The sequence below is a fragment of the Gardnerella rara genome, assembly GCF_055452355.1.
Genome location: NZ_JBVBJP010000004.1, coordinates 187,875 through 205,010, shown reverse-complemented (window position 1 = coordinate 205,010; position 17,136 = coordinate 187,875). Strand labels below are relative to the sequence as shown.

The window sequence follows — 17,136 nt, the reverse complement described above, 5'->3', positions numbered from 1 at the left end:
GCAGGCACCTCTACTTAAAGTGCGAGCTAAGCACGTCTAAATCGGCTGTGTGAATGGTAATTTTGCCGCCACCAGCCTTGTACGGGAATGGAATCGGGTTGCATCCGCCCTTAAATCCAATAGTCGCCAAATTTATTGCAACATCGCATTTTCTGCAGATTATCTTGCCGTCTTTTTCGTAGTAGCCTGCATCGCCACAATTTTCGCAAGCATCCAAGCCCACACCATACGCTCCACCATTTTTCTTGATGATTATAAAGCGCATAATAGTGCCATCTTTAGCTTTGTATTGGAATCTATGCAAGTGGCCATCGCTAATTTGCACAAAGTTGATTGTTGCTACGCCATCATGCAACTCGTACGGTTCTGGAGGCGTAAGCGTTGGCTTAATATTCATAAGAGACACGCCAGCGGTAAGCGTAAGTATTACTACGATTGCAGCCATTAGCGCCGCGAGCGCGGACCTTCTAGACTTGCGCTTAAACGCTCGCTTTGCGCGGATTTGTGCAGGATTTTCTCCCACAACTTTTGTTCTAGCACCGCGGATTATAGAAGATACAGCTGGAATCAAAAAAACGCATATTTGGGCGATTATTATAAGCGGAGCATTGTTTATAAGCCAAACAAGAATGCTAAACGAAAAATCGTCTATATACAGCAAAATACTTCCTTGCATAATTTGCAGCAAAGACGTTAAATGCTGAATTAGCAAAATTATTAAGCTTAGAATAATTGCGATTTTAAAGGCGCCAATACTCGCGGTTGTGCGCAAAGAGCGCACCATAAGACTTATGCAAATCGCAGCAGCCGCGCCAAGAATAAATCCTAGAGCGCGAAGAAGCATACTAGAAGTAAACGGAGGCGTGCTGGAGTCAACGAAAATCGTAAGCTGCAAAATCACGTCTGGGAGCGCGTAAAACACTGTAAACGCTAGGCAGAGCGCGCCAATTGCATTGCTTATGTGCAAGAGCAGTGGATTTTTGCGCCATTTTGCAACAGTTTTTCCAGATACTGCAATACAAGCGATTGTTGCAACATCTAGCGGAACAGCAATGCAAAGCGCTGGAAGATTCACAAAATTGCGCTGATTAATCACCACGCTTGCGCGCAAAAATGCAAAAACGAGCGCAGCAACTGTTCCAAAAATCAAGCCAAAAAATCGCCAGCGGGAGCTGATTGGTTTATCTCGCCCCTCGCCAACGCTTAGCGTTGCGCTTAATCCCATTGTAAGCAGCGCAAGAGGGAGCAGCCCTGGAAGTACTGTAACGAACATCCTGAGCATGTTCCCTCCTTTGCTGTTTACATGATTTTTGTTTTTTATTTATGCATTATGCATTATTTATGCATTATGCATTATTTATTTGTTGTTTTTATTCGTAAAAACTACCACTGGCAAAACTACCACTGACGTGGAGTGTACTTCCAATCGTCAAAGGTGGCGGTAATTGGCTCAGTCCAGAATCGGCCATCCACACCCGTAGCAGGATCTACGTGAAGCATCCAACCCTTCTTTTCTGGCGATTCAACCGAAAGCACCAACTTGTAGTTTCCAGCCTTGTCGAGCTTAACATTTGCGCCGTAGTGTGGGCCGTCGGAAGCGTTCATTTGCATAAACGTACCCTTTACAACGGCTTCACCGCTCGCCTTATCAACAATTTGATAATTCACAGTCAAATCTGGAATAAACTCACCCTTGCCGTAGCCAAGCTGTGTACCTTTCTTGTTTGCGTGAATATCTGCCTCAAGGTGGAAGCTTGCCTCGCTTGCCTTTAAGCCCATGCCTGCTGGAACCATGTCGACTGGCTGGAAGTACACAGCGCCAATCGTAAGCGGGCCAATGTTCTGGTCTTGGTGAGGTCCAACTGGAACCTCTTCAAAGCCCTTGTCTCCACCCTTATCGTCGGCCTTCTGCTCAGATGATTGTGGCTTAGCAGCAGACTTTGCTGCGTTTCCGTTTGCGCCACAGCCAGTGAGTGTTAGCATTCCTGCAAGCGCTAAGGCTGCAATTGCCATCATCTTTTTATTCTTCATATCTAACCTTTTCTATTAGTTATTGTTTATTATTGCTTGATTTTTAGTTTTGATTTTTAGTTTTGACTTATCCGTTAACTGTTGCTAACTGTTGCTAGCAGTTGCTTTGTGCTTTCGCGCGCGCACAAAACTCGCGCACAGCAGTGCCACAACTACGATTGCAGCTACGACTTGCGCCGCAATCGTTTCAACGTACGGATAGAATCCAAGCCAATCGTTAGTTGGCAAGCCTTGAATATACGCGCCAGCGAGCGCATCGCCCTCTATAAGCGCATGCACACCTCCGCCAGCAAAAATCACCACTAAAATGCACATAAGCGCGCTTGTTCCTGCAAAGAACGGGCGAATCGGTATGCGCACAGACGCAAAGCGAATCAGTAAGAAGATTACAACTAGAACAGCAGCTGCGGCCACGAATCCGCCCCAAATCATGGAGTCAGCTCCGCTTGATACAGCAAAAATCGCTTGGTAGAAAATCACAGTTTCTGCACCTTCGCGAAACACTGCTAGGAAGCTTAGCAACGCTAGAGAAATCAGGCTGCCTTTAGAAACAGCTGCCGTTGTTTGGTTGCGAATATACTCGTTCCAAGCTTGCACAGAAGACCTTGAAATCATCCAATTGCTTGTATAAAGCAGCATGAGCATTGCAAACAGCGCCACAACGCCTTCCGTAATCTCTTGCTGCGGTCCAGAGCCATTGAACAACAATCCAAATAGCGCAGCAACAACAAGCGACGCCGCAATTCCAGCAACAAGACCCATGTAAATGTACTTAACCATGTGCTTGTGCCCAGATTTAATAAGATACGCGATTATTGCAGCAACAACCAGCAGAGCTTCCAACCCTTCGCGCAACAAGATTATAAAAGCCTGGCCAAAAGAGCTTGTTATAAATTGCATAAACACATTGGCATTAGCCGCCGCTCCGCCGTCTAGCTTGGATGCATCTTCAATAAGCATTGACTTAAGATCTGTAAACAGCTTTTTTGTTTGCGCAAATGATTTGCCATTGTTCATAGCTTGCCTGCACTCTTTGAATTGATATTCAACAGTGCTTACTCGGCTTCCGCTTATTGCGTTCATAACGTTCTTCTCAAAACCGAGCTTTTCGTAATACTTGTAGTAGGCTTCGTTCACTAAATCAACAGCTTTGGCAACTTCTTGCTTATTTGCTTTTGCCGATTTGTATGTTGATGCAGATCTATCTAATATAACGTTCATTTCTAGCGCTACTTGACTCCAAGTTCTGCCGTTTCGCCCAAGATTCTTCTTTTTTGCAGCATCGAGCTTTTTGCGTTCTTTTGCGATTTGCGCGCGCAATTTGGATGCATAAACATTTGGCTTATCTAAATTTGCGTTTGCGTCTAGCTGAGCCGCAGTTTGCGCAACGTCTTCTTCTAGAGCAGATACGACTTCACTAATTTGCGCGGCCTGATTTTGTTGATATACCAGCGTTTGTAATTGTTGGAACTGATCTTGCTGCGATTGAACTTTATTCTGGCCAATCGTATCTCGCACAACTGTAATCATGTTTGAAGCTACATAAACAGAGTTATATGCGGCTTGAAACCTGGTTGCTGCTCCTGCCATATTTGCGTTTGCATACTCGCTTTTGCCTTGTTCTAGCTGACTTGCAACAGCTGACGAAACTTCCGACCAAGTGTTGTATGTTTTATTGGCATCCGTAGCATAAGCAGGCGTTGGAGCTGCGATTAGACCAGCAAAACCAGCGAGCCCTGCAAGCCCTGCAAAACCCGTTGCGCAGCATACAAAAACGCATACTGATGCTAAAAGCGCTACTAAGCGCGACGTTTTTTGGCGCGCTTTTGCACACGCGTGCATAATGTCTCCATATCTCCTTTGGCTCTAATCCCCATCGAGCGCACCCAACTTCTTCTGTTTTCGTCTTAATTTTTAGTCTTAGTTTTATCTTTAGTTTTAATCGTTTAAATTTTTTGGCGACTTTATCGCGGCTTGTTCCGTTTTATTTGGACTTTGTTCCGTTTTGTTCTATTTAAAGTCACCTCGCAAGTAACCCCATCAACATAATATCGATATATCAGGTAGATTGATATAGTTCAGCGCAAAAAACTCGCAAATATTACAAAATGATATTGATAATGAGAATTATCTTTGGACAATCAGGGGGTAAGCAACAAAAAAGAACCCCCAGGTTTGAGCACTGTTAGTAGGCTTAGGGGGCTGCTGTTACTAGTGAGTTTATCACTATTTCTAAATATTCGCTATTTCTATCAAAAGACACAAAATAAAAGAGGGAACCGAAACTATGTCAGCTCCCACAGGTGTGTGTCCGCAAACGCACACCGCAATTACGTTTTAATTATACCTGTTGTACATGGAAACAAAAGTTGATATATAACACCTTAAAATACATCTACATTACGAATGATATTACGCACGCTTGAAGGTAAGGAGTTAATCGCGATAGTACTCGTATTGTTTGCGTCTAGCTTCGATTTTGTGCAGGCAAGCCTTGAATTACACAACGCAACGACGCAACAACGCATTAGGCAATAAGACGACTAGGCAGCATGAACCGCATTGGTTGGCATTATTCAGCATTAGTTGGAATTAGTCCACAAAAAAGTGCGCGGGGAATGCGCGCGTTTTGCGAAGCGTTTTATTAGGCAGCATTACAGCAAACTCAGCACTGGTAGTTTGCACGATTTTTTGCAAATCGCTTTCTTGCGATACAAACAACGCACTAGCGAGCGCATCAGCGTAAGCAGTTGGGAAATCGCAAGTTTTAGCAGGAATATACGCCCAGCTTGCGCATAAATTGCAAGCAGGAATGCCGTCAAGCGCATTAATCAAATGAGTCGCAATTAAATTAGACTCAAAGCCACTTGCATCTTTGCCTAAGTAACTTGCGTCTTTTACTTTCCATCGCCTTCTTGAAGTAGACGACGCACACAACGCTCCGCTTGCGATTGATGCCACCCCAACTGCTTGAGTTGTGTCAAAAGGATTTTCCAGAGCCACTTTTATTTGACTATTCTCTTCGCTAAAACAAGCGCGCATATCTCCGCCAGCGTTTACTAGAAAATCACAATCGGCGGGCGAATCGCAATCCGAAGGCGTCTCGCCACTAAGCTCCTCTTTAATAATCTGTGTTACAAAATCTACAAAATAGCCCTTACCAGCTGCACCAAAATCAAGCTGCACTGGCTGATTTGTGTGGAGCGTTGTGCTGCCGCCATCTTGCGAAATATCTGCCCACGTAACTGGCAAAGCACGGCGATAGTTAGACCAGCTGCCACTGCTGCTATTCCCATTCTTGCCTTCGCTAGCTTGCGATTGCGGAATAAAGTGAACAGAATTGTTGTAGCCAAGCTCAAGCAAATCCGCGCCAATGCACGCATCGAAAGCACCGTGCGTTGCAGCGTAAAACTCGCTATAAAGCGCAAAAAGAGGCTGAGCCCACGTTGGAAACTCAAACTCGCCGCCGCGCTTTGCACGAGCCATGCGCGAAACAAGCGAATCTGCACGAAAACGCGAAAGAGTGCGCTCGTAATCATCAATAAACGCGCGAATCCGCTTCTGCACGCGCTGCGAAATCGGCACGCTGCTAGAGATAATAATCCCAGTGCCAAGCGCATGCTCAATCGCCACAACGTTTCTAAACATCGCTTTCCTCACGCAAACATTTCATTCGCTTTTTTAGAAAGCTCATACCGAAGAGGGCGCTCACCAATAGAATCAACCATTCCAAGCTCAATCAAACCGTTAAGCGCGCTCACAATCTTTCTCTCACCAACCTGCTCACCAATTGCATTACCAACGTATTCGCTTAATTGCTTGCGAGTCATCGGAGTCGGATTATACGAAAAAAGCTTATTTTGCAACAAAATAGAAAGAACTTCGTGCTGCACTTTAGAAATCGCTGTTTTTTTGGAAAACTCGAATATCTTATTCAAGCAGTAAACAATCTGTTTTAACTGCACACTAATATTGTTTAATACTTCGCTCTGTGCTTTTTCAACATATTCCAACATTGTGCAGCAAAACATAGTTAAATCATTGCAATTAAACAGTTCTTGCGATTTGGAAAAGGCAGCATAATATCCAGATTTTTCTGCATAAATTATAGAGCTTAAGCTCAAAATTGTTGGCATCGAAAGCTGCTCGTGTAATTGCAAAGCAAGCAAAAACCGCCCAGTTCTGCCGTTTCCATCGTAAAACGGGTGCACGCTCTCAAAAGCATAGTGGCACATGCACGCCTTAATAAGCGTTGGAACTTCGTTGCTATTCATCAAACTCAACATCTGCGTTAAATGATCTTGAATTTCTGCTTCCGTTGCATCGCCATCATGCACTGCATTATCCGCAGCATCACGAATACTTACTTTCCCGCTCCTAAAAATCTCACCATCTGGAATATCGCCTGATTCTAATTCGCCCTGCATAATGCTGTTGTAGATTTTTCGTATATCTTGCAATGTTTGCGGAACTGAAGAATCACATTCATTGGAATCTACAAGCTCAAGAAAAAGCTTAGTAAATTCACTAAAACGCGTATGCTTATTCTGCTCATTTGCAGCATCAAGTGCTTTGGAAAGCTCTTTTCTAGTGCTGTGAACACCTTCAATAATGTTGGTATTTTGCACTTCTTTTGCAATAAGTTGCATTAAATACTCGCGCTGAGCAAACCGCGGCAACTCGTTCCACGCTTTTTCAACTGTTTTTTCAGCATTCGCAATATCATTCATGTGCGTTACAAGATCCGTTACGCACGTTGCAAAAATTTCATGCGCATCAAATACGATTCCGGAATGATACGTTGCAGGATTATCAATGCGCAATCGATATTCTTCTTCCGCAATATCGCAAGGTTTTGCATTACTTTTAGACATTGCAACTATTGTGCGTATTGTTTTGTAATCCATAATGCGACTCCATTTACATTATTGCGTTTACGTTATTGCGTTTACGTTATTAAGGATTTTGTAGTAATGTCTTGCAATGTTTTGCTTGCGATATTTTTGCTTATACGCAAATAACGCATTTATCACAAAATGATTGCATAGCTAATGTAAAAATATATTCTATACCTACATTTTGCCAAAATGAAGGCATAGCGCATAAAAAAACATTCATCTATACCGACATTTTCGCAAAACAGCACTATAGCAACGCAGCAAGCAGAACGCGTTACAACCCAAAAAGCTTCAACAACGCTCGGAAAGTATCTTGACCATCATAGCAAGTTTCAACTAGGAATCCGCGCTCATTGCTGTATTCTTTGAGACCGCGATAATAGTAATATTTCTTTCGATCCTCAATAATAAACGGCACAATATTATGCTTTAAACATTCCTTAAAAGCAATCAAACGCCCAACCCTGCCATTACCATCCTGAAATGGGTGTATCCGCTCAAACCTGTAATGAAAATCAACTATATCTTCTAGCTGCAAATCAGTTTTAGCAAGGTATTCTGCCAGCAACTTGCTAATCTCCTCATGCACTTTTTTAGGCTCGCAAGTTTGCACACCGCCCACAACATTCGCGCGCAACTTGTAATCTCCCACACTAAACCAAGGTAGAAGCTCGTCACTTGTTCCGCGTTTAAGCAGCAAATGTAAATGCTTAATCATGTCTTCGCTAAGAGACTCCTCAGCAACATCAATGCAGTAATCAATCGCACGAAAATGATTCACTGTTTCAACAATGTCATCAACCCTAATAGCTGTACCAGCATTTGCACCAACAACTGTACCTTTGTTTTCACTTTTGTTCGCACTATCGCCGTACATATTTTCTTCGGAGCCAATAGTATTAGTTTCAAAAATTCTCCTAGTTTGATCTTCACTTAACTGACTTCCTTCAATATGATTCGAGTTGTACGTCATGCGAATTTGAAGCTCGTGATAAATTCCGCCTGGAATACGATGCGCTTTTTCTTCCCTAAGCCTTTGCAAAATAGCATTACCTGAGATTAAGCAATACAATTCACTCGGCTTACATTGTAAATAGTTGCTGATTTTTGCGATTACTAAGTTTGATAGTTTTTCACCTTTTGAGATTTTTGCAATCGTACGAGAAGAAATATGCAACTCGGCTGCTAACTGCGATTTTTTAACGCCTTTTTCTTGCAGCCTGTTGTTCAATCCCGTGTAATCATACATTTTTAACGCTTATCTTTCTTCTGCTGCCTTGCTTTATTGAGATGAATTATTGCGAATTTATATACTCACGCACTAAAAATCTTTACTTATTTTCCCATAATCAACATAAAAAGTAAAGATAATTGCGATTTGACGAATCCAGCATCGGCAACATAACGCCACTTTAACACAAACAACACTAACGCTTGACGTTAGTAACGCAATGCATTAGCATAGTTTTATGGAAACAAGAGAAAAGGAACTTAATGATTACCTATACGGCGGAGCATACCCCAAAGGTTACCCCACAGGATTAGAAAAAATCCTAAAGAGAAAGCTACAAATACTAAAGGCTGCACACAGTTTGCAAGATCTTAAAGCGCCGCCAGGCAATCAGCTTGAGCCACTCAAAGGCAATTTACTTGGATATTGGAGCATAAGAGTAAATAAACAGTACAGACTAATTTTCAAATGGAACGATAATACGAAAGAAGCTTACGATGTCTACTTCGACGACTACCACAGATAACTATTTGAGCACTCCAGGCGAAATCTTGCGCGAAGAATTTATGGAACCTCTTAAAATAAGCTCATACAAGCTTGCTCACACTATTGGCACATCGCAAACAGCTATTGGAGAGATTCTCAGCGGTAAACGTGCAATCAGCGTAGCAATGGCGTACAAGCTATCTAAAGCTTTTAGAACAACTCCAGATTTTTGGCTCAACCTTCAACGCGACTACGACATTTTGCGATTTGACGAATCCAGCATTGGCAACATAACGCCGCTCGTTTCGGCGTAACACGATTTACGCGCTTTAAAACTAAGCAAATCCCACTTCGCAAATTTGAAAATTTTTGGGTTATAGGCCAAAAAGTGTGTAAAAAATCATGTCTCACGTATTGCAATACAAGCGTTTTGCGGTAATCGAATCTGTTTTCTGCACATTCGCCACCCGGACAAAAAGTGTGTAAAAAACAAGCTCATAACCCTTATAGCAGTAAGGCTCGTAGCATATCGAATGTAGATTATTCTTCATTTGTATGAATAACCCACTATGCGATAACTGCCGTCAAACAATTCCTTGATTTCCCATAATCAACATAAAAAGTAAAGATAATTGCGATTTGACGCACATAAAAGTAAAGATTTGCAAAAGAAAATATGTATCAAAAAATAATCAAGCCACCAGTGCTAGTATGCTCAAGCGCTAAATTCAATCTAAATTCAAGCCATGCCATAACGCGTTTTATATGCCGCGTAATCCTTATCTTGCAAAACACTAGCAACATTCGGCGCGTATTCATATTCTTCTTCAACAAGATGCGCAAACTGCTGCTGAGCTAAAAGATCAACCTGCAAAGGCTTTGTAATAATGTGGAACATATCCTCAAGAAGCTTATTATCGTTAGTATCTTTAGCCCGAATCGAAGCGTTATCGTTAACGCGCTGAGTTATTAATCCCCAATCAAAATGGTACCCAGCATCTCGCGCAACAATATCCCAAAAAACGCGCTGCGTTCTGCCATTGCCCTCACGAAATGGATGCAAAACATTAAAATTATTGTAATTTACGCTTAACTTACTAATAAACTCATCAACAGATAAGCCCTGCAATAAATTATCATTTTTAAGCGTCTGCTCACAGTAGCGAATCCCAACGCCCATGTATTCAAGCGGATGAAACGGCTCGCCACCACCTTTAGACATGTCAATAGTACGAATCTGACCAGCCCAATCGTAAACATCCTGGAAAAGATAATGATGAATCCACTGCAATTGCTTAACAGTTCCTTCAGCATGTGGCAAGTTTTCATACAACTTATAGCTACGGACTGAAACTAAATCGTTTTCAAAGAAATCAAGATCTTCCTGAGTTTGTACATTAAGTTTGTTCTTCAGCACTCGCGTATGAGGAATAAGATATGGGTCAAAAACTTCATCAACCATCATTTAACCCTTAAATAAATTAAGATTAATTATTCCAGACCGTAACGCTTACGAGTTAGAGATATAAGCTCATCTGCGCTTATAGAACCGCGAATATATTTTCTTGTATCAGCCAAGCATGCAGAAGAGACCGTACCCCCCTCTAATTTTGCTGAAGATAATGCTATTGCAACGTTTTCCAGTCGGAACTTTTGCGTTTCTTTATCAATCATTTCTACTCCCTGCCAACACCCTCTCTCAAATCAAAAATAACTACCAACTATTTTACTATTCGCAATGCATTTATGCGCAATGCATTTTTGATTACTGCATATTCTGCTTACAACACATTTTTGTTGCATCATATTTTGTGATTCAACGAATCCAGCATCGGAAACATACAGCCGCTCGTTTCGGCGTAAATAACCTAAACTTTGGATTTTGCACAAGACAATCCACTTTCAAAAGTGAAAAAATATTACAGTTTTGAAAGTGAAAATGATATAATACTTTCAAAAGTAAAATAAAATTAAAGTTTTGAAAGTAGAAATACGTGTTTGCTTTCAAAAGTGAAAAATACTACGATTCCTACGACATTGAAGGAATACGCGTAATAGACATAGCGCAATGGCTACTTAACGCAAACTAAGCGAAACAACAGCATGCAATACAAAAGGGCCTTCGAGAGTGAACGCAAGCGAACACAAACGAAAGCCCTAAAACACTAGCGCTAACATGTAGCAAGCAAAACTTAGCTACGCACCTTGCGCAACACAGCACCAAAAGCCGCAAACATCAAAGCAGCAAAAGCCACAAATGCGCCACCAACACCAGTAGCAGGCAAAACACCCTTACCATCACCCTGGCCAGCTGTATTGTTTTCAACAGTAATATCCGTCCAGCCAAGCTGATTACCCTGCTCATCCACAAGCACAACAGTATGCTTGCCAGAATAGCCAGCAGGGAATTGCGCATCAAAATAAGGAACGCCATCAGGGCCAAGCTTAACAGTCACAAAATCACTGCCATCCACGCTACGCAAAAGCTTAGGAGTGGAATAAATGAACGCGTAAGCCTTCGCAGAACCCTCGCGATGCAAGCGATTAAGGAACGCCTTGTTGTTAACGTTTACAGAAACCTTGTTCGCAGAACCTGCAACAGCAATGTTGTTGGAACCAACCGTTAGCATGCCCTTTAATTCTGGCTTAAGCTGATCAACGCTAGCAGGAGCCGAAGGAACTACAGCTTTAGCTTGAGATGGCTTTGCAGCAGACTCAGACTTGGCGGACTCAGACTTAGCAGCAGCATCAGGAACAGAAGGAACAGCAGGAACGGATGGAGCGGCTGGAGCTTCTGGAGCTTCTACAGACTTATCTTCTGGCAATGCTTCTGGAGATGCTTCTGGAGACACTTCTGGCGAATCTTGGCCAGCAGCATTAGGAAGTTCTGGAGCCTTTGCAGACTCACTCTTCTTAATCTTTTCCGCTTCTGCAAGAAGATTCTTTAAAAGATCCAAATTAGACTTCTTAGAATCGCGAATTATTTTAGCGGTAAAGCTAAGTCCTTTTGCTTCTGCCTGCTTAGCTAAATCTTCCTTTTCTTCATTATATTCTTTAACAGACTTCTTAAGAGCTGCAGAAATCTTATTATTTAATTTCAAAGCAGCAGCACCAGCTTTGTTTACCTCAGCGGCACTCAAATCACCAAAAGGCTTATTGGCAAAACTCTTTATATCTTCTAGGAACTCTGCAGCAGCAGCATACTCATCTCTAGTAGGCGTAAACATACCGCCATTAATAAGCTTTGCTAATTCAACAGCATTAGCATAAGGTTTTTCTTGTGCACTTCGATGCTTCTGCAATTTTTCCTTAAATATTTCAAGTTTTGAAGAATCAATGCTTTTGTTGTTCTTCTCTAATTCCTTCTTAAAATCTTCCTCCGAAACACCAAGGTCTGCCATAACTTGGATCAGAGTATCCATCTCTCTTTCTTTTTTATCTTCAATCTCTTTTTTAGTTTCAACAGGATTTTTGGAAGCGGCAATCTTCTTAAGCTCATCAAGATCTTGCTGAGTATACGTCTTATCAGCTTTACCGTCTGCAGACTTACCTCTCAAAGCATTCACGTAATCTCTATTAGCGGCAAACTTATCATTGAAATTAGTCTCACTATTAGCCAACGCTGGCATGGCAAATGCAATTCCCGAAACAAAAGTTGCCATCGCCGCAAAAGTGGCGATTGCTTTTTTACTTAACATACTTTTCCTTTCCTCTCATCACGAATCATCGTGCGAAGAGCCTATTTGCTAAAACAGCACAATAAGTGATTCAATTTAGGCTTAAATTAAATCATTACAAAGTATACAGATACCCTACCCCCGTAATGTATTGTTATAACCTTTCCATAACAGATAAAACAGACCAATTAAACAAAAATAAGACATAAACAAAACACAGATAAAACAAAAGCAGGAGCTGCGATAAATAATCGCAAACTCCTGCAATATACAAGCCGATTAAGCTTAGGTTTATAAAACCGTAAGAGTCAGGCTTAAATTACCTTTGCATTAGGCAACACGTTGCCGTCTTTATCAACGTTGCAACTGTGCTCAACAGCAATCGTAATGTGATCGTTGTCAACGGAATAGAAGCCATCAGTCACCTTAAAAACGTGACGAACGCCTTGCAAATCGTCAACCTTTACAAATCCGTGATCAATCAACGCAAGCACAGCCTCATGCCCAGGAAGCACGCCCATTGTGCCATTCACAGAAGGAATAACAACAAACTTAGCAGCACCTTCCCAAACAGGATGCCTGGCTGCAACCACGCTAACGTGCAGCGTTTTCACTTGCTTTTCTGCCATAATCACGCACCAAACTCTTGCTGCATATCGTGCCAACGACGCTCAAGATCATCAATGCCACCAATGCCAGAGAACGCCTGCTCAGGGATCTCGTCGTAAACGCCATCGCAAATGCGCGTAAACGCCTCAATCGTCTCATCAGCTGGAACATACGAACCTGGACGACCAGTAAACTTTTCGGCCACGTAGAAGTTCTGACCAAGGAACTGCTCAATCTTACGAGCGCGGCTCACAGTGGTCTTATCTTCTTCACCAAGCTCATCAATACCAATCAAAGCGATGATGTCTTGAAGCTCCTTATTACGCTGCAAAATAGCCTTTACGCGATTAGCGCAATCGTAGTGAGCCTGGCCAACATAACGAGGATCCAAAATTCTAGAAGTAGAAGCCAAAGGATCCACAGCTGGGTAAATACCCTTAGCTGCAATGTCACGCGAAAGCTCGGTAGTTGCATCCAAATGCGTAAATGTTGTTGCAGGCGCAGGGTCGGTGTAATCATCTGCAGGCACGTAAATAGCCTGAAGCGAGGTAATGGAATGGCCGCGAGTAGAAGTGATTCGCTCCTGCAACGCACCCATCTCATCTGCCAAGTTTGGCTGATAACCAACTGCAGAAGGCATACGGCCAAGCAACGTGGAGACCTCGGAACCAGCCTGAGTAAAGCGGAATATGTTATCAATAAACAGCAACACATCCTGATTCTGCACATCGCGGAAGTACTCAGCCATAGTCAAAGCGGTAAGAGGCACACGAAGACGAGTCCCAGGAGGCTCATCCATCTGGCCAAAGACAAGCGCCGTCTTCTCCAAAACGCCAGCTTCTGCCATTTCGCCAATCAAATCGTTACCTTCACGGGTACGTTCGCCAACGCCAGCAAACACAGACACACCACCGTGGTTCTGTGCAACGCGCTGAATCATCTCCTGAATCAACACGGTTTTACCAACGCCTGCGCCGCCGAACAGACCAATCTTTCCGCCCTGAACGTAAGGGGTAAGCAAATCGATAACCTTAATGCCTGTTTCAAACATCTGAGTCTTAGACTCAAGCTGATCGAAAGCAGGTGGATTGCGGTGGATTGGCCAGCGCTCAGTCACCTCAATATGCTCACCTGGTTTGGCGTTTAAAATGTTGCCGGTAACGTCAAAAACGTGACCTTTAGTAACATCTCCAACAGGTACCGAAATTGGACCGCCAGTGTCTCTAACTAAAGCGCCACGAACCAAGCCGTCCGTAGGCTTAAGCGCCACTGCTCGCACGGTTGAATCCCCAAGGTGCTGCTCAACTTCCAGAGTAATCTCGTGGACGGTATCTCCCTCCGTGTTTCCAACGGTGTTGATATCCACCTTGAGAGCATTGTAAATATCTGGAAGATAGCCAACTGGGAACTCAACGTCAATCACGGAACCCTGAACACGGGTTACGCGACCAGCTGTTGGGTCGTCTTCCTTTGCATCTTCTGGAGGTGCTGTGGTCTGATTTTCAGCCATATGCTCCTATTCCTCCTCATTGTTCAGCGCATCAGCGCTGCCGATAATCTCGGTAAGTTCTTGTGTGATGGAAGCCTGGCGAGAAGCATTTAGCTTTCTCGTTAAATCATCCACCAAGTTGCGGGCGTTGTCTGTAGCCGTATGCATAGCATTCTGCCTGCTAGCTGTTTCGGATGCTGCAGATGTAAGCAAACACTCGTGAATACGCGATTGAATATACTTTGGCAAAACCGCATCCAAAACCTCGTCTGGGCTAGGCTCAAAGCAATATTCCACAGCGTCTGGGTTGCTGCGACTAACCGCCTCTTCTCGAGCCGAAACCGCACCCGTAGAAGAAAGCGAAGCCGAAGGACCCGAGGCCGCCTCGTAATCTGGCCTATGCATAGCAAACTCTTCGCCGTCTTTTAACGGAACCAGCTCAACTGGAAGCATGCGAAGCGTACGAACCTTTTGTCTCACCATGTTTACAAACTCAGTGAACACAATGTAAAGCTCGCTAACTCCACCTTCTTCTTCGGGAGTCATGTACGCATCCATTAAAGTATCGGAGATTCGCTCTGCGATTGTTACATCAGGATGATCCGTAGAACCTTCCCAAGTGCCTGCAACGTCGCGGTTGCGATACTTGTAGTAGGTTGCGCCTCTTCGACCATACACGTACAGCTCGGCGTGCTTTCCTTCGGCATCTAGCTTTGTAAGCAGCGCCTCTGTTTCTCGAATAATCGAAGACGTAAACGCTCCAGCCATTCCACGGTCGGAAGTCAACGCCAGCACGGCTACGCGATTACCCGCACGCTCTTTCCCAAAGATTGGATGCTTAATGTTTGCTTCGTGATGAGCTACCAACGCCTGCACGGCATCGAAAATTGCGTCGCTGTATGGCTTAGCGTTAAGCGCAATATCTCGCGCTTTTGCAATATGCGAAGACGCAATCATTTCCTGAGCCTTAAAGATTTTGCCCAAAGACTGTGTGGAAATAATTCTCGATTTCAATGCAAGTTGGGAAGACATACGCTACTTCCCCTCAGACTCGTGATTGCTTGAATCGCGACCATCCGACTTTGGCTTTGCAACAAGCTTTTCCTTCTCAACAGGAGCAGGATTTTCGGCAGGAGGCAAAGAATCCTTAACAATCAAAGGCTTTCCTGCAGAAGTCTTAAACGACTTACGGAAATCTTCGATTGCGGCATCAAGCTTTGCTTCTGTTTCTTTGGTAAAGTCCTCGGTATCGCGAATCACTTGCAAAATGTCGGTTCCCTTATCGAGGTAGTCCAACATCTCGCTTTCAAAGCGAAGCACGTCTTTTACAGGAATGTCGTCTAGCTTGCCGTGAGTACCAGCCCACACGGAAACAACCTCTTGTTCCATGGAACGAGGCGAGAACTGCTTCTGCTTAAGCAACTCAGTTAAGCGAGCGCCACGCGTGAGCTGAGCCTTGGAGGCCGCATCCAAATCGGAAGCAAACATTGCAAAGGATTCCAAAGACTTGTAACGAGCCAACGAAATCTTAAGCATGCCAGAGACCTTCTTCAAAGCCTTAGCCTGAGCTGCGCCACCAACACGAGACACAGAAATACCAACATCGACTGCTGGACGCTGACCTGCGTTGAACAAATCGGACTGCAAGAAGATCTGACCATCTGTAATAGAAATTACGTTGGTTGGAATGTATGCAGAAACGTCATTTGCCTTGGTCTCAATAATTGGCAAGCCAGTCATTGAGCCGCCGCCCATATCGTCGGAAAGCTTTGCACATCTTTCTAGCAGACGAGAGTGAAGATAGAACACATCGCCTGGGTATGCTTCACGCCCAGGTGGACGACGAAGAAGCAAAGAAATCGAACGATATGCTTCTGCTTGCTTAGACAAGTCGTCGAAAACAATCAAAACGTGCTTGCCGTTGTACATCCAATGCTGGCCAATTGCAGAACCAGTGTATGGAGCAATGTACTTAAAGCCTGCAGAATCCGAAGCTGGGCTTGCAACGATTGTTGTGTACTTCATAGCGCCTGCTTCTTCGAGGCTCTGACGTACGGAAGCAATTGTTGAACCCTTTTGGCCGATTGCTACATAAATGCAACGAACCTGCTTTTTTGGATCGCCACTTTCCCAGTTTGAGCGTTGATTAATAATCGTATCGATTGCGATTGCTGTTTTACCAGTTTGACGATCGCCAATAATCAACTGACGCTGACCGCGACCAATTGGCGTCATTGCGTCAATGGCCTTTAAACCAGTAGACAAAGGCTCGTCAACAGGGTGACGATGAATCACGTCTGGAGCCTGGGCTTCAAGAATACGACGCTCCTTGCACTCAATCGCACCAAGACCATCAATTGGATTACCCAATGGATCCACGGTACGACCAAGATAGGCGTCTCCCACTGGCACAGACAACACTTCGCCAGTGCGGTAAACTTCCTGCCCTTCCTCAATGCCCGTAAAATCGCCTAAAATAACGACGCCGATTTCGTGTGCATCAAGGTTAAACGCTAGGCCTAAGGTGTCGTTCTCAAAGGTGAGCAGCTCGTTTGCCATGCAGCCAGTTAAACCAGCCACATGCGCAATGCCGTCACCAGCCGTAACAACATAGCCAACTTCTTGCGTTGGCATGTCTGCCGGCTTGTACGAGTCAACAAACCCGTCAAGTGCCTTGCGTATAAGGGCGGGATCAATAGATAGTTCCGCCATAAT

Annotated in this window: 15 protein-coding genes; 2 read left to right on the top strand and 13 right to left on the bottom strand. The window is 43.8% G+C overall.

Features of this window, described 5'->3' with window-relative positions:
* Positions 1 to 10: 10 nt before the first annotated feature.
* The 6 genes from ACZ0NX_RS05255 to ACZ0NX_RS05230 form a co-directional block, all read right to left on the bottom strand.
* Positions 11 to 1,282 carry a DUF2318 domain-containing protein gene (locus ACZ0NX_RS05255; protein ID WP_060787088.1) on the bottom strand — a complete coding sequence of 424 codons (1,272 nt, stop codon included), beginning with the start codon at positions 1,280 to 1,282 and terminating at the stop codon, positions 11 to 13.
* A gap of 116 nt (positions 1,283 to 1,398) precedes the next feature.
* On the bottom strand, positions 1,399 to 2,031 hold the full coding sequence (locus ACZ0NX_RS05250) for an iron transporter (RefSeq protein WP_060787087.1): 633 nt from the start codon (positions 2,029 to 2,031) through the stop codon (positions 1,399 to 1,401).
* 84 nt (positions 2,032 to 2,115) lie between these two features.
* Positions 2,116 to 3,873 (bottom strand): FTR1 family iron permease, encoded by a 1,758-nt coding sequence (locus ACZ0NX_RS05245; RefSeq protein ID WP_464405936.1) that lies wholly within the window; start codon positions 3,871 to 3,873, stop codon positions 2,116 to 2,118.
* A gap of 750 nt (positions 3,874 to 4,623) precedes the next feature.
* The gene (locus tag ACZ0NX_RS05240; protein WP_464405984.1) at positions 4,624 to 5,664 is read right to left on the bottom strand and encodes an FAD:protein FMN transferase; all 1,041 of its coding nucleotides are present in this window, start codon (positions 5,662 to 5,664) and stop codon (positions 4,624 to 4,626) included.
* Positions 5,665 to 5,687: 23 nt separating this feature from the next.
* Entirely contained in the window at positions 5,688 to 6,938 is a 1,251-nt protein-coding gene (locus ACZ0NX_RS05235) for a Fic family protein (RefSeq protein ID WP_464405933.1), read from the bottom strand.
* A 265-nt stretch (positions 6,939 to 7,203) separates the two neighbouring features.
* On the bottom strand, positions 7,204 to 8,178 hold the full coding sequence (locus ACZ0NX_RS05230; RefSeq protein WP_464405931.1) for a Fic family protein: 975 nt from the start codon (positions 8,176 to 8,178) through the stop codon (positions 7,204 to 7,206).
* A gap of 220 nt (positions 8,179 to 8,398) precedes the next feature.
* Between ACZ0NX_RS05230 and ACZ0NX_RS05225 the strand changes: the two genes are divergently transcribed.
* Positions 8,399 to 8,686 carry a type II toxin-antitoxin system RelE/ParE family toxin gene (locus ACZ0NX_RS05225; RefSeq protein ID WP_415695482.1) on the top strand — a complete coding sequence of 96 codons (288 nt, stop codon included), beginning with the start codon at positions 8,399 to 8,401 and terminating at the stop codon, positions 8,684 to 8,686.
* The gene (locus ACZ0NX_RS05220; protein ID WP_415695481.1) at positions 8,658 to 8,960 is read left to right on the top strand and encodes a HigA family addiction module antitoxin; all 303 of its coding nucleotides are present in this window, start codon (positions 8,658 to 8,660) and stop codon (positions 8,958 to 8,960) included. The genes ACZ0NX_RS05225 and ACZ0NX_RS05220 overlap by 29 nt, the downstream gene beginning before the upstream one ends.
* A gap of 425 nt (positions 8,961 to 9,385) precedes the next feature.
* Here ACZ0NX_RS05220 and ACZ0NX_RS05215 read toward each other — a convergent pair whose 3' ends face one another.
* The 7 genes from ACZ0NX_RS05215 to atpA form a co-directional block, all read right to left on the bottom strand.
* Positions 9,386 to 10,108: a Fic/DOC family protein gene (locus ACZ0NX_RS05215; protein ID WP_464405983.1), complete on the bottom strand. Its 723-nt coding sequence runs from the start codon at positions 10,106 to 10,108 to the stop codon at positions 9,386 to 9,388.
* A 29-nt stretch (positions 10,109 to 10,137) separates the two neighbouring features.
* A complete protein-coding gene (locus tag ACZ0NX_RS05210; RefSeq protein ID WP_016635642.1) occupies positions 10,138 to 10,320 on the bottom strand; it encodes an antitoxin VbhA family protein in 183 nt (60 codons plus the stop codon).
* 518 nt (positions 10,321 to 10,838) lie between these two features.
* A complete protein-coding gene (locus ACZ0NX_RS05205) occupies positions 10,839 to 12,344 on the bottom strand; it encodes a hypothetical protein (RefSeq protein WP_464405929.1) in 1,506 nt (501 codons plus the stop codon).
* A 293-nt stretch (positions 12,345 to 12,637) separates the two neighbouring features.
* A complete protein-coding gene (locus ACZ0NX_RS05200) occupies positions 12,638 to 12,952 on the bottom strand; it encodes a F0F1 ATP synthase subunit epsilon (protein ID WP_060787082.1) in 315 nt (104 codons plus the stop codon).
* Positions 12,953 to 12,954: 2 nt separating this feature from the next.
* Positions 12,955 to 14,442 (bottom strand): F0F1 ATP synthase subunit beta, encoded by a 1,488-nt coding sequence (gene atpD, locus ACZ0NX_RS05195; protein ID WP_060787081.1) that lies wholly within the window; start codon positions 14,440 to 14,442, stop codon positions 12,955 to 12,957.
* A 6-nt stretch (positions 14,443 to 14,448) separates the two neighbouring features.
* Positions 14,449 to 15,453 (bottom strand): F0F1 ATP synthase subunit gamma, encoded by a 1,005-nt coding sequence (locus ACZ0NX_RS05190; RefSeq protein WP_060787080.1) that lies wholly within the window; start codon positions 15,451 to 15,453, stop codon positions 14,449 to 14,451.
* 3 nt (positions 15,454 to 15,456) lie between these two features.
* A complete protein-coding gene (atpA, locus tag ACZ0NX_RS05185; RefSeq protein ID WP_060787079.1) occupies positions 15,457 to 17,133 on the bottom strand; it encodes a F0F1 ATP synthase subunit alpha in 1,677 nt (558 codons plus the stop codon).
* Between the last annotated feature and the right edge of the window lie 3 nt (positions 17,134 to 17,136).

Bases quoted from the DNA above. Each gene is read 5' to 3' on its own strand.
- atpD (WP_060787081.1), bottom strand. From the start codon at position 14,442: ATGGCTGAAAATCAGACCACAGCACCTCCAGAAGATGCAAAGGAAGAC.
- ACZ0NX_RS05225 (WP_415695482.1), top strand. From the start codon at position 8,399: ATGGAAACAAGAGAAAAGGAACTTAATGATTACCTATACGGCGGAGCA.
- ACZ0NX_RS05200 (WP_060787082.1), bottom strand. From the start codon at position 12,952: ATGGCAGAAAAGCAAGTGAAAACGCTGCACGTTAGCGTGGTTGCAGCC.
- ACZ0NX_RS05250 (WP_060787087.1), bottom strand. From the start codon at position 2,031: ATGAAGAATAAAAAGATGATGGCAATTGCAGCCTTAGCGCTTGCAGGA.
- ACZ0NX_RS05230 (WP_464405931.1), bottom strand. From the start codon at position 8,178: ATGTATGATTACACGGGATTGAACAACAGGCTGCAAGAAAAAGGCGTT.
- ACZ0NX_RS05235 (WP_464405933.1), bottom strand. From the start codon at position 6,938: ATGGATTACAAAACAATACGCACAATAGTTGCAATGTCTAAAAGTAAT.
- ACZ0NX_RS05255 (WP_060787088.1), bottom strand. From the start codon at position 1,282: ATGCTCAGGATGTTCGTTACAGTACTTCCAGGGCTGCTCCCTCTTGCG.
- ACZ0NX_RS05215 (WP_464405983.1), bottom strand. From the start codon at position 10,108: ATGGTTGATGAAGTTTTTGACCCATATCTTATTCCTCATACGCGAGTG.
- ACZ0NX_RS05245 (WP_464405936.1), bottom strand. From the start codon at position 3,873: ATGCACGCGTGTGCAAAAGCGCGCCAAAAAACGTCGCGCTTAGTAGCG.
- ACZ0NX_RS05190 (WP_060787080.1), bottom strand. From the start codon at position 15,453: ATGTCTTCCCAACTTGCATTGAAATCGAGAATTATTTCCACACAGTCT.
- ACZ0NX_RS05210 (WP_016635642.1), bottom strand. From the start codon at position 10,320: ATGATTGATAAAGAAACGCAAAAGTTCCGACTGGAAAACGTTGCAATA.
- ACZ0NX_RS05220 (WP_415695481.1), top strand. From the start codon at position 8,658: ATGTCTACTTCGACGACTACCACAGATAACTATTTGAGCACTCCAGGC.
- atpA (WP_060787079.1), bottom strand. From the start codon at position 17,133: ATGGCGGAACTATCTATTGATCCCGCCCTTATACGCAAGGCACTTGAC.
- ACZ0NX_RS05205 (WP_464405929.1), bottom strand. From the start codon at position 12,344: ATGTTAAGTAAAAAAGCAATCGCCACTTTTGCGGCGATGGCAACTTTT.